A 12,461-nucleotide genomic window follows, 5' to 3' on the forward strand; every position below is an offset into this window, starting at 1 on the left:
CTCCCGGCGTACGACACTGGGGGCGTGATCCGTGACGACGCCCTCGCCGCGCTGCCCGTGCGCTCCGCCCTGCCCGACCTGACCGCCGCGCTGGACTCCCGGGGCACCGCCGTGCTGGTGGCGCCGCCCGGTACCGGCAAGACGACGCTCGTGCCGCTGGTGCTGGCCGGGCTGGCCGACGGGGGTCCGGCGCGGCGGGTCGTGGTGGCCGAGCCCCGCCGGATCGCGGCGCGGGCGGCCGCGCGGCGGATGGCGTGGCTGCTGGGCGAGAAGCCCGGTGTCAGCGTCGGCCACACCGTTCGCGGCGAACGTGTGGTGGGCCCCCACACCCGCGTGGAGGTCGTGACCACCGGTGTCCTCCTCCAGCGGCTCCAGCGGGACCAGGAGCTGGCCGGCGTCGACGTGGTGATGCTCGACGAGTGCCACGAACGGCACCTCGACGCGGACACGGCCGCCGCCTTCCTCTGGGACGTACGGGGGACCCTGCGGCCCGACCTCCGACTGGTGGCAGCCTCCGCGACCACCGACGCGCAGGGCTGGTCCCGGCTGCTCGGTGATGCGCCGGTGGTGGAGGCGGCCGGTGCGTCGTACCCCGTGGACGTGGTCTGGGCGCCGCCCGCGCGTCCGGTGCGGCCGCCGCACGGGATGCGGGTGGACCCGGCGCTCCTGGCGCATGTCGCCTCGGTCGTCCGGCGGGCTCTGGCCGAGCACTCCGGTGACGTGCTGTGTTTCCTGCCCGGTGTGGGGGAGATCGCGCGCGTGGCCGGGCAGTTGGGCGGACTGGCCGATGTCGACGTGCTCCAGGTGCACGGCCGTGCCCCCGCCGCCGTGCAGGACGCGGTGCTCTCCCCCGGCGCACGGCGCCGGGTGGTCCTGGCGACCTCGGTGGCCGAGTCCTCCCTCACGGTGCCGGGCGTCCGGGTCGTCGTCGACTCGGGGCTCGCGCGGGAGCCCCGCGTGGACCACGCGCGCGGCCTGAGCGGCCTGGCGACGGTACGGGCGTCCCGCGCGGCCGGTGCCCAGCGTGCGGGCCGGGCCGGGCGCGAGGCACCCGGTGTGGTCTTCCGCTGCTGGGACCGCGCCGAGGACACCCGCCTGCCCGCCTTCCCGGCCCCGGAGATCAAGGTCGCCGACCTGACCGCCTTCGCCCTCCAGGCGTCCTGCTGGGGCGACCCGGACGCCACGGGCCTCGCCCTGCTGGACGCGCCGCCCGCCGGGGCGATGGCGGCGGCCCGCGACGTACTGACGGCCGTCGGCGCCGTCGATCCCACCGGCCGGGCCACCCCCCGGGGCACCCGCCTCTCCCGCCTGGGCCTCCACCCCCGCCTCGGCCGGGCCCTGCTCGACTCCCCCGCCTCCGCCGCCGAGACGGTCGCCCTCCTCTCGGAGGAGGTACCGCGCGAGTACGGCGACGACCTGGCGGGTGCCCTGCGCCGGGCCCGCCGGGGCGGCGACGCGTACGCGGCGCGCTGGGCGGCGGAGGTACGGCGACTGCGGGGCGTGGCGCAACCGGACGCGCCCGGTGCCGCCCCTGAGCCCCTCGGCGACGAGGCCGCCGTCGGCCGGGTCGCCGCGCTCGCCTTCCCTGAGCGGATCGCCCGGCTGGACGGCGGGTCGTACCTGATGGTGTCCGGGAGCCGGGTCGAGGTGACTGAGGGGTCGGCCTTGCGGGGGGCGCCATGGATCGTCGTGGCCGTCGCGGACCGGCCGGTGGGGAAGGGGCACGGGCGGATGCGTCTCGGGGCCGCCGTGCCGGAGGAGGTCGCCCGGGCGGCTGCCGCCTCGCTGCTGGATGAGCGGGAGGAGGTGCGCTGGGCCGAGGGGGAGGTCGTGGCGCGGCGGGTCGAGCGGCTGGGGGCCGTGGAGCTGGCCGTGCGGCCTCTCGCGAAGCCCGAGCCCGGGTTGGTGCGGGCCGCCCTGGTCGACGGGCTGCGGCGGGAGGGGCTGGGGCTGCTGCGGTGGACCGAGCACGCTCAACTCCTGCGGCAGCGGCTGGCGTTCCTGCGGGCGCGGCTCGGGGAGCCGTGGCCGGACGTGTCGGAGGAGGCGCTGCTGGCCCGCGTGGACGACTGGCTGGAGCCGGAGTTGGGGCGGGCCCGGCGCCGGGCGGACCTGGGGCGGATCGACGCGGGGCAGGCGCTCACGCGGCTGTTGCCGTGGGCGGGCGGGGAGGCGGCCCGGCTGGACGAGCTGGCGCCGGAGCGGGTCGCCGTACCGAGCGGGTCACGGGTGCGGGTCGACTACACGGACCCCGAACGGCCGGTGCTGGCCGTGAAGTTGCAGGAGCTGTTCGGGCTGCGGGAGACCCCGGAGGTGGCCGGGGTGCCGCTGCTGGTGCATCTGCTGTCGCCCGCCGGGCGGCCCGCCGCCGTGACGGCGGACCTCGCCTCGTTCTGGCGGGACGGCTACCGGGCGGTCCGGGCCGAGCTGCGCGGGCGGTACCCGAAGCATCCCTGGCCCGAGGACCCGGCCACCGCCGAGCCGACCCGTCATACGACGGCCCGGCTCAGGCGGTGAAGGACCTCAGGAGCCGGCCGAGGCGCTCGGCGACGGGTCGGCGGAGGCGCTCGGCGAGGGGCCGGCCGAGGCGGTCGCCAGGACCGAGACCTTCAGCTCGACGGTGACGCTGCCCCCGCCCGGCGTGGTGACGCGGAGCAGGTAGGTGCCGCTGAAGAGGTCCGCGTACAGCTTGGGCAGCGTGACGACGCCGTCGGCGTCGGTGGTGAGCCCGGTGAGGGTGCGGACGGGCTGTCCGTTCGCGTCCTTGAAGTAGGGCCCGACGATGTTCGCGCTGGGGTTGGCCGCGGACTTGATCAGGGTGGCGGTGGCGCCGACCTTGGCCGCCGGAGCGCCCTTGTACGTCGCCTTGACCTGGACCTGCCCGGCGAACTCGCCGCCCGGGGTGCAGGTCAGCGCGGTGTCGGAGGTGCGGACCAGCTTGTCGGCGGGGCGCGGGGTGACGGTGGCCGTGTAGCCGACGCCCTTGGCCGCGTGCCCGACGACCGTGCCGGTGACCTTGAAGGTGCCGGCCTGCTCGCCCGCGAGGAGCTGCGGGGCGAGTGCGGTGCCCTTGGCGTCGGTGGCGATGGTGGCCACCCGCTCGCCGCCGGTGAAGGTGGCGCCGGTGTCTCCGGTGATGGTGAACCGCACCCGGACCTTGGCGACGGACTTGCCGTCCTTGGTCACCGCGCGGGCACTGATCCGCCGCTCGAAGGCGTCCCCGGCCGTGGCGGACAGCTCGGTGCCGTCCAGGTCGGGCGAGACGAGGTGGTCCACCGTGTCGGACGGGGTGGGCGTCCCGGCCGGCGGGGTCGGCTCGGGCGAGGGGCTGCCGGGCTTGCCGGGGTCCGGGCTCGGCTGGGCCGGCTTGGATGGCTTGCCCGGCTTCGAGGGCTTCGGCGAGACGGTGCCCGGAGTGGCGGGCATGCTGGTGCGCGGGAGGCCGTCGTCGCTGCGGTGGCCGGGGATGCCGCCGGTGCCGTCCGCGACGGAGTGGGTGCCCTTGCGGTAGTAGTCCACCCAGCTCAGCACGAGGTCGAGGTAGTCGGTGGAGTTGTTGTAGCTCAGGATCGCGCTGCGCAGGTCGCGTTCGGTGGAGAGGTCCCAGCCGTTGCGGCACAGGTAGTGGCCCGCGGCGAGGGCGGCGTCGTAGACGTTGTTCGGGTCGGCCTTGCCGTCGCCGTTGCCGTCGCGGCCCGCCCACGCCCAGGTGGACGGGATGAACTGCATGGGGCCGATGGCCTGGTCGTAGGAGCTGTTGCCGTCGTAGACGCCGTGGTCGGTGTCCTTGATGAGGGCGAAGCCGTTGCCGTCGAGCTGGGGGCCGATGATCGGGCTGATCGTGGTGCCGTCGGCCCGCACACGGCCGCCCCTGGCCTGGCCGGACTCCACCTTGCCGATGGCGGCGAGGAGTTGCCAGGGCAGGTTGCAGCCGGGCTTGGACGTGCGGAGTTCGGCCTCGGCCTTCTGGTAGGCGTCCAGCACGGTCGCGGGGATGCCCGCCTCGCCCTCGCCCCGCGAGACGGGCGTGCCGTTCGTCGAGGACGGGCTCGGCAGCGGGCTGTTGAGCGGCGGAAGGTCCGTGTAGTACGGCGAGTTGCCGGTGGCGTTGGCATCCGCCGGCACGTCCGGCACGGGGCTGCTCTGGCCCGCGCTGGTCTGGAGGGTGTCCGGAGCGCCGGTCGCCCCCGGCGCCTGGGACGCGGAGAGTGCCGCGACCGCCAAGGCGGCCGCCGCGGTCGTCGCCGCTCCCTTGCGCAGCCGCCTGCCCTTGTGCGCCGCCATAGAGTGAACCCCTCCCGTGGACGCCCTCGGCGTCCGTCTGCGCCTGTCCCGACTGAAGGTGTGACGGCCGGGCCGGTGCCACGGTTGCCCGGTGTGCCGCACTGAGGTCTGTGTGGTGGGTCACCTGACCGTGTGCACGACAGATGCGCCCCGGCCGACCCTACGTCAACTCCCCTGTCGCGAGGGACCCGTGGCACCCGCGTTTTCCGGACTTGGCCGACTCCTGTCGCCCGCCCGGCCGATGAGGGCGCGTCACGCATACTGGGCCCGCGATCACCGGCGCGGCTCGCGCCGGCCGTTCCGGGAGGACCCGTTGCCGTTCACGCTCAGCCATGCCGCCGCCGTACTGCCCGCCGTCCGCCGGGACGGGACCGGGCGGGGGCCGTTGGTGCCGTCGGTGCTCGTGGCGGGCTCCTTCGCGCCGGACCTGACCTATTACGCGGCCGGGGTGCACCCGGAGGCGATGGAGTACGGGACGTTCACGCACTCCTTCACCGGGGTGCTCACCGTGGACGTGCTGCTCTCCTGGGCGCTGGTGGCGCTCTGGCTGCTGGTGCGCGAGCCACTGGTGGCGCTGCTCCCCCGGCCCTGGCAGCCCAGGCCCGCCGCCCTGCTGCGCTGCGGGGCACCCCGCGCGCGGGTCCGGGCGTCGCTGGCGCCGTGGTGGTACGTCTCGGCGGTGCTGGGCGGGGTCACGCACGTGGTGTGGGACGCCTTCACCCACCACGACCGCTGGGGCACCGGGCTGGTGCCGGTACTCGCCCGCATGATGGCCGGAATTCCCCTCTTCCAGTGGCTCCAGTACGGCACCTCGGCGCTGGCCGCCGCCGGGATCGCCGTCTTCCTGGTACGGGCGCTCCGGGCCGCCCCGGCCGGTGATCCGGTGGGCGTACCCCTGCTCTCCGTACGGGACCGGTGCTGGGCGCTGCCCCTGCTGGTGGGCTGCGCGCTGGGCGCGGCGGTGGTGCGGGCGGTGCGCTGGTGGGCGTACTGGGGCGCGGTCGCCCGGCCCTGGGAACTGGTGCCCACGGTGTGCTTCGGCGCGGGCTCGGGCCTGCTGCTCGGGGTGGTGCTGTACGCGGGCGCGGTACGGGTGTGGCGGCCCGTCGGCGCTACGCCCGCTTCCGCGCCGAGCGCCGGGCCGGTGGCACGGGGTGCGACGGTCGGCGCGGGGCGGCGGGAGCGGGGCGGTCGGTGAGGGAGGCCACGAACACGGTGAGCGTGTGCCGGGGGCGCGCCTTCGGCAGGTGGGTCAGCAGCAGCGCGAGGTAGCCGCACAGGAGGTCGGCACAGGCGGGCCGGTCGGGGAGGCGGCGGGTTCCGGCGGCCAGGACCCGGCGGGCGGCGGCGCCGGCCCGGCGGACGCGGGTCAGGGGACGCGCGGGGCGACGGGCGGCGCTGGCACCGGCCGCGACGACGGGCACGGCCGTCCCGGACGCCTCTGGCGCCGGGCCGGTGTCCGTACGCTCCGTACTGCCGTGCCGCGGGGCGGGCCTCAGGCGGTGAAGCATGCGTATACCCATGCCCGCAGTCTCGCGGGTGGCGGGCGGGGGCTGCGTTCTGGCGGGGGCCACGTGAGTGAAACCCCGCGGGGAGGGCGGCTCCGCGCGGGGTTCCGGGTGGCTCAGTGCGCGGCCGACTCCCAGTCGGAAACCCCGCGGGGAGGGCGGCTCCGCGCGGGGTTCCGGGTGGCTCAGTGCGCGGCCGACTCCCAGTCCGGGCCGACGCCCACGGAGACGTCCAGCGGGGCGCGCAGGCTGACGGCGTCCGCCATCTCGCGGCGGACGATCTCCTCGACCCTCTCGCGCTCGCCGGGGGCGATCTCCAGCACGATTTCGTCGTGCACCTGGAGCAGCATCCGGGACTTCAGCTCCGCCTCGCGCAGCGCCCGGTCGACGTGGAGCATGGCGATCTTGACGATGTCGGCTGCGGTGCCCTGGATCGGGGCGTTCAGCGCCATCCGCTCGGCGGCCTCGCGGCGCTGGCGGTTGTCGCTGTTGAGGTCGGGCAGGTAGCGGCGGCGGCCGAAGAGGGTCGCCGTGTAGCCCGTCGCCCGTGCCTCGTCGACCGCGCGGCGCAGATAGTCCCGTACCCCGCCGAACCGCTCGAAGTAGGTGTCCATCAGCGCGCGGGCCTCGCCGGCGTCGATGTTGAGCTGCTGGGAGAGGCCGAAGGCGGACAGGCCGTAGGCGAGGCCGTACGACATGGCCTTGATCTTGCGGCGCATCTCGGCGTCGACCGCGTCCCGGCCGACCGAGAACACCTGGGAGGCGACCGTGGTGTGCAGGTCCTCGCCGGAGGTGAACGCCTCGATCAGGCCGGCGTCCTCGGAGAGGTGGGCCATGACGCGCAGCTCGATCTGGCTGTAGTCGGCCGTCATCAGGGACTCGAAGCCCTCGCCGACCACGAAGCCCCGGCGGATCGCGCGGCCCTCGTCGGTGCGGACCGGGATGTTCTGCAGGTTGGGGTCCGTGGAGGACAGCCGGCCGGTCGCCGCCACCGTCTGGTTGAAGGTGGTGTGGATACGGCCGTCGGCGGCGATGGTCTTGATCAGGCCCTCGACGGTGACGCGCAGCTTGGCCTGCTCCCGGTGGCGGAGCATGATCACCGGCAGTTCGTTGTCGGTCTGCGCGGCGAGCCAGGCCAGGGCGTCGGCGTCGGTGGTGTAGCCGGTCTTGGTCTTCTTCGTCTTCGGCAGCGCCAGCTCGCCGAAGAGGACCTCCTGGAGCTGCTTGGGCGAGCCGAGGTTGAACTCGTGCCCGGCGGCGGTGTGCGCCTCCTTCACGGCCTGCTGCACGGCGCCCGCGAAGGTCTGCTCCATGGTCTCCAGGTGGGGGCGGTCTGCCGCGATGCCGTGCCGCTCCATGCGGGCGAGCAGGGCGGAGGTGGGCAGCTCCATGTCCCGCAGCAGGTCGGCGGCGCCGACCTCGGTGAGCCGGGTCTCCAGCGCGTCGCCCAGGTCGAGGATGGCGCGGGCCTTGATCATCAGGGCCTCGGCCTCGGCGCCGTCGTCCCCGCCGAAGGCGAGCTGGCCGTCGGCCGCGGCGGCCGGGGCCAGCTCGCGGTGCAGGTACTCCAGCGAGAGCGCGTCCAGGTCGAAGGAGCGGCGGCCGGGCTTGACCAGGTAGGCGGCGAGCGCGGTGTCCATGGACACGCCCTCCACGCTCCAGCCGTGCTCGGCCAGCACCCGCATGGCGCCCTTGGCGTTGTGCAGCACCTTGGGACGCGCGGGGTCGGCCAGCCAGCCGGCGAACGCCCGCTCGTCGGCCTCGTCCAGCTCGGCGGGGTCGAAGAAGGCGGCCGCTCCGCCCGCGGCGGCGAGGGCGACCTCGGCGACCGAGCCGGAGCCCAGCGCCCAGGTGTCCACCGTGGCCATGCCCAGCGCCTCACCGGCGTGCTCGGCCAGCCAGCCGGCCAGCTCGCCGGTGCCCAGGACCGTGCCGTCCACTTCGACGCCGTCCGCGACGACCGGGGTGGCCTCGGCCTCCTCGGCGCCGGGGTCGACGGCGAAGAGGCGCTCGCGCAGCGAGGGGTTGCGGATCTCCAGGGTGTCCAGGAAGGCCGCCACGCCCTTGCGGTCGTACGGCTCACGGCCGAGGTCCGCGACCGTCTTCGGCAGCTCGACCGCGCGCTCCAGCTCGGTCAGGACGCGGTTGAGTTTCACCGACTCCAGGTGATCGCGGAGGTTCTGCCCGGCCTTGCCCTTGACCTCGTCGACGCGCTCGACCAGTTCCGCGAACGAGCCGAACTGGTTGATCCACTTCGCGGCGGTCTTCTCACCGACGCCGGGGATGCCGGGCAGGTTGTCGGACGGGTCGCCGCGCAGCGCGGCGAAGTCGGGGTACTGCGCGGGCGTCAACCCGTACTTCTCGAGAACCTTCTCCGGGGTGAAGCGGGTCAGCTCCGAGACGCCCTTGGTCGGGTAGAGCACCGTGGTGTGCTCGCTGACCAGCTGGAAGGAGTCCCGGTCGCCGGTGACGATCAGCACGTCGAAGCCCGCGGCCTCGGCCTGGGTGGCGAGGGTGGCGATCACGTCGTCCGCCTCGAAGCCGTCCACGGCGAAGCGGGGCGCGTGCATCGCGTCCAGCAGCTCGCCGATCAGCTCGACCTGGCCCTTGAACTCGTCCGGTGTCTTGGAGCGGTTGGCCTTGTACTCCGTGAACGTCTCGGAGCGCCAGGTCTTGCGGGACACGTCGAAGGCGACCGCGAAGTGCGTGGGCGCCTCGTCACGCAGGGTGTTGGCCAGCATCGAGGCGAAGCCGTAGATCGCGTTCGTCGGCTGGCCCGTCGCGGTGGTGAAGTTCTCCGCGGGCAGCGCGAAGAACGCGCGGTACGCCAGTGAGTGCCCGTCCATGAGCATCAGGCGGGGTCGGCCGCCGGGAGGGGTGTCGGTCTTCTTCGATGCTGTCTCTGCCACGCCCCCGATCCTGCCACGCCGCACCGACAGCCGAGTCCGCGAACGGGGTCGGCGACGGACCGCCGGTTGTCCACAGGGCTCCCCCGGCCCGTTGTCCACAGGGTTCCCGCTGCGGACGCCCGGGGGGCATGCTTGTTCGGCGGGGCCGCGGGGGACCCGGATGTGAGAAAGACGATCGAAGGGGAGCGGGCGATGGCGACGAAGCCGCCCAAGGGTGATCCGGTGCAGGACGCGCCGCGGACAGGGGAGCCGAAGCACGCGGCGGCGGGACTGCCCGCGGTGGGGCATTCCCTGCGGATCGCGCAGCAGCAGATGGGGGCGCGGCGCACCGCGCTGACCCTGCTGCGGGTGAATCAGAAGGACGGCTTCGACTGCCCCGGCTGTGCCTGGCCCGAGCCGGAGCACCGGCACATGGCCGAGTTCTGCGAGAACGGCGCCAAGGCGGTGGCCGAGGAGGCCACGCTGCGCCGGGTCACCCCGGAGTTCTTCGCCGCGCACCCGGTGGCCGACCTCGCCGGGCGCAGCGGCTACTGGCTGGGCCAGCAGGGCCGCCTCACCCACCCCATGTACCTCCCCGAGGGCGCCGACCGCTACGAGCCGGTGACCTGGGAGCGGGCGTTCGACATCATCGCGGAGGAGATCGGCTCCCTCGGCTCGCCGGACGAGGCCGTCTTCTACACCTCGGGCCGCACCAGCAACGAGGCGGCGTTCCTCTACCAGCTCTTCGCCCGCGAGCTGGGCACCAACAACCTGCCCGACTGCTCCAACATGTGCCACGAGTCGTCCGGTTCGGCGCTCTCGGAGACGATCGGCATCGGCAAGGGCAGCGTCCTGCTGGAGGACCTGTACCGGGCCGACCTGATCATCGTGGCCGGGCAGAACCCGGGCACCAACCATCCCCGCATGCTCTCGGCGCTGGAGAAGGCCAAGGCGGAGGGCGCGCGGATCATCAGCGTCAACCCGCTGCCCGAGGCGGGCCTGGAGCGGTTCAAGAACCCGCAGACCCCGCAGGGCATGCTCAAGGGCGCCGCGCTGACCGACCTGTTCCTCCAGATCCGCCTCGGCGGCGACCAGGCCCTCTTCCGGCTGCTGAACAAGCTGATCCTGGAGACGGACGGCGCGGTCGACGAGGAGTTCGTCCGCGAACACACCCATGGCTACGAGGAGTTCGCGGACGCGGCAGCCAAGGCCGACTGGGACGAGACGCTGGCCGCGACCGGGCTCGGCCGCGCGGAGATCGAGCGGGCCCTGGAGATGGTGCTGGCCTCCAAGCGGACCATCGTCTGCTGGGCCATGGGCCTCACCCAGCACAAGCACTCGGTGCCGACCATCCGCGAGGTGGTCAACTTCCTGCTGCTGCGCGGAAACATCGGGCGTCCGGGCGCGGGGGTGTGCCCGGTGCGCGGCCACTCCAACGTGCAGGGCGACCGCACGATGGGCATCTTCGAGCGCCCCGCGCCCGCCTTCCTGGACGCGCTGGAGCGGGAGTTCGGCTTCGCCCCGCCGCGCGAGCACGGCTTCGACGTCGTCCGGGCCATCCGCGCGCTGCGGGACGGCGAGGCGAAGGTGTTCTTCGCCATGGGCGGCAACTTCGTCTCCGCCTCCCCCGACACCGAGGTGACCGAGGCGGCCATGCGGCGGGCCGGGCTGACCGTGCACGTCTCGACCAAGCTCAACCGCTCGCACGTGGTCACCGGCGCCCGCGCGCTGATCCTGCCGACGCTCGGGCGCACCGAGCGCGATGTGCAGGGCGGGGGCGAGCAGTTCGTCACCGTCGAGGACTCCATGGGCATGGTGCACGCCTCGCGCGGCCGGCTGGCGCCCGCGAGCCCGCAGCTGCTGTCCGAGCCCGCCATCGTGGCCCGGCTGGCCCGGCGGGTGCTGCCGGACAGCACGGTGCCCTGGGAGGAGTTCGAGCGGGACTACGCGGCGATCCGCGACCGCATCGCGCGGGTGGTGCCCGGCTTCGAGGACTTCAACGCCCGCGTGGCCCGCCCCGGCGGCTTCACCCTGCCGCACGCCCCGCGCGACGAGCGCCGCTTCCCCACCGCCACCGGCAAGGCCAACTTCACCGCCGCCCCGGTGGAGCACCCCGAGCTGCCCGAGGGCCGGCTGCTGCTCCAGACGCTGCGCTCGCACGACCAGTACAACACCACGATCTACGGTCTGGACGACCGCTACCGGGGCATCACCGACGGCCGCCGCGTGGTGCTGGTCCACCCCGAGGACGCCCGCGAACTCGGCGTGGCCGACGGGAGTTACGTGGACCTGGTGGGCGAGTGGAGCGACGGGGTGGAGCGGCGGGCGCCCGGCTTCCGGGTGGTGCACTACCCGACCGCGCGGGGCTGCGCCGCCTCGTACTACCCGGAGACCAATGTGCTGGTGCCGCTGGACGCCACCGCCGACACCAGCAACACCCCGGCGAGCAAGTCGGTGGTGGTCCGGCTGGAGGCGCGCCCGGAAGGGCGTCTGGAACAATCGGCGACCGACTGAGCGTTCGCTCAGTGATATCGGGTCGCCGCCGGACAGGCGCACGAGAACGGAGCCGGGCATGGGTGAGCAGCAGCAGGTGAGATTCCCGCAGGAGATCATCGACGAGTACGCGGCGCTCGGGGTGGACCTGCCCGCGATGTTCTCCGCCGGTCACCTGGGGACGCGGATGGGCGTGCAGATCATCGAGGCGGCGCCGGACCGGGTGGTCGGCACCATGCCGGTGGAGGGCAACACCCAGCCGTACGGCCTGCTGCACGGCGGTGCCTCGGCGGTGCTGGCCGAGACCCTCGGCTCGGTCGGCTCGATGCTGCACGGCGGCAACTCCAAGGTCGCCGTCGGCGTCGACCTGAACTGCACCCACCACCGGGGCGTGCGCTCCGGCCTGGTCACCGGCGTCGCCACCCCGGTCCACCGGGGCCGCTCCACGGCGACGTACGAGATCGTCATCACCGACGAGCAGGACCGCCGCGTCTGCACGGCCCGTCTGACCTGCCTCCTGCGCGACCTCCCGGCGGGCGAGGCCCCGGCGAAGGACTGACGCATCCCATTGCCCCGCCCCGTCCCGCGCCGTAGCTTTCGGCGCATGGGACGGGGCGGGGCACTTCTCGTACGGCCCGGTGTCCGGCGATGACCGGCATCGGTCCGCTGGAACCCGGCGAGGACACCTGGGCGCGCGAGCCCGCCGAGGCACGCCCGGCACCCCGCTCAGGGCGCCGCCGCACCCTACTGATTCCGGCCATCGCCTGCGCCGCACTGGCCGCCGGCACCACCCTCTGGGTCACCCGGCCGCGCCCCGCGCCCCCTCCCGAACTCCCCTTTCCCGCACAGACGGTGACCGTGACCTTCCTGGCCGGCCGGCCCACCGCACCCCGGCGCCTCGCCTTCGACGTGCGGCTCGCCGTGGAGTCCGGACCCCCGGTCACCGTGACCAGGGTGAGCCAGCCGTACGCCGGGATGTCGGCCGAATCCGCGCCCCGCGCCCCCTTCCGGACCCCGCCCGGTTCCACCCGCGTGATCACCGTGACCATGCGTGTCACGGAATGCGGGAGGGTGCCCAAAAACGCCGCACTACCTTTCCTGGAAGTAACACTGCGTAATGCGCGCGCAATACAAACCCAGAGTTTCATCCTCGGTCCGCGCTACACCCGATACCTCTCCCACGCACTCGGGGAAGCCTGCGAGGAAAGTGCGCCGTCATCACCAAAACCCCCGAGACGCCTGAACAGTTGAGGGCGCGTGCTGCGCGTTCTCAGCATGTGGACAGGGC

The 12,461-nt window shown here is 74.0% G+C and carries 8 protein-coding genes; 5 read left to right on the top strand and 3 right to left on the bottom strand.

Translation table 11 applies throughout. From position 1 onward, the window contains the following. The first annotated feature begins 24 nt into the window (after nt 1-24). Complete coding sequence (hrpB, locus tag D0Z67_RS06790) at nt 25-2,517, top strand: ATP-dependent helicase HrpB (RefSeq protein ID WP_031182865.1); 2,493 nt, start codon at nt 25-27, stop codon at nt 2,515-2,517. Between the two features lie 6 nt (nt 2,518-2,523). On the opposite strand, the gene D0Z67_RS06795 is transcribed toward hrpB, so the two are convergent. Then, nucleotides 2,524-4,284, bottom strand: a complete 1,761-nt coding sequence (locus D0Z67_RS06795) for a lytic transglycosylase domain-containing protein (protein WP_031182866.1) — start codon at nt 4,282-4,284, stop codon at nt 2,524-2,526. A 313-nt stretch (nt 4,285-4,597) separates the two neighbouring features. On the opposite strand from D0Z67_RS06795, the gene D0Z67_RS06800 reads away from it, so the two are divergent. Continuing rightward, nucleotides 4,598-5,482, top strand: a complete 885-nt coding sequence (locus D0Z67_RS06800) for a DUF4184 family protein (protein ID WP_051887959.1) — start codon at nt 4,598-4,600, stop codon at nt 5,480-5,482. On the opposite strand, the gene D0Z67_RS06805 is transcribed toward D0Z67_RS06800, so the two are convergent. Together D0Z67_RS06805 and polA are read right to left on the bottom strand one after the other, a co-directional pair. Further along, on the bottom strand, nt 5,397-5,807 hold the full coding sequence (locus D0Z67_RS06805) for a hypothetical protein (protein WP_131589620.1): 411 nt from the start codon (nt 5,805-5,807) through the stop codon (nt 5,397-5,399). The two genes, D0Z67_RS06800 and D0Z67_RS06805, sit on opposite strands and share 86 nt — an antisense overlap. A gap of 170 nt (nt 5,808-5,977) precedes the next feature. Then, complete coding sequence (polA, locus tag D0Z67_RS06810) at nt 5,978-8,701, bottom strand: DNA polymerase I (RefSeq protein WP_031182868.1); 2,724 nt, start codon at nt 8,699-8,701, stop codon at nt 5,978-5,980. A 192-nt stretch (nt 8,702-8,893) separates the two neighbouring features. Between polA and D0Z67_RS06815 the strand changes: the two genes are divergently transcribed. The 3 genes from D0Z67_RS06815 (at nt 8,894) to D0Z67_RS06825 (ending at nt 12,424) form a co-directional block, all read left to right on the top strand. After that, a complete protein-coding gene (locus D0Z67_RS06815) occupies nt 8,894-11,194 on the top strand; it encodes an FdhF/YdeP family oxidoreductase (RefSeq protein ID WP_031182869.1) in 2,301 nt (766 codons plus the stop codon). A 58-nt stretch (nt 11,195-11,252) separates the two neighbouring features. Continuing rightward, complete coding sequence (locus D0Z67_RS06820) at nt 11,253-11,732, top strand: PaaI family thioesterase (RefSeq protein ID WP_031182870.1); 480 nt, start codon at nt 11,253-11,255, stop codon at nt 11,730-11,732. 89 nt (nt 11,733-11,821) lie between these two features. Next, nucleotides 11,822-12,424 (top strand): hypothetical protein, encoded by a 603-nt coding sequence (locus D0Z67_RS06825; protein WP_078873530.1) that lies wholly within the window; start codon nt 11,822-11,824, stop codon nt 12,422-12,424. Nucleotides 12,425-12,461: the final 37 nt, after the last annotated feature.

It is taken from the genome of Streptomyces seoulensis, from assembly GCF_004328625.1.
GTDB classification, from domain to species: Bacteria; Actinomycetota; Actinomycetes; order Streptomycetales; family Streptomycetaceae; genus Streptomyces; species Streptomyces seoulensis.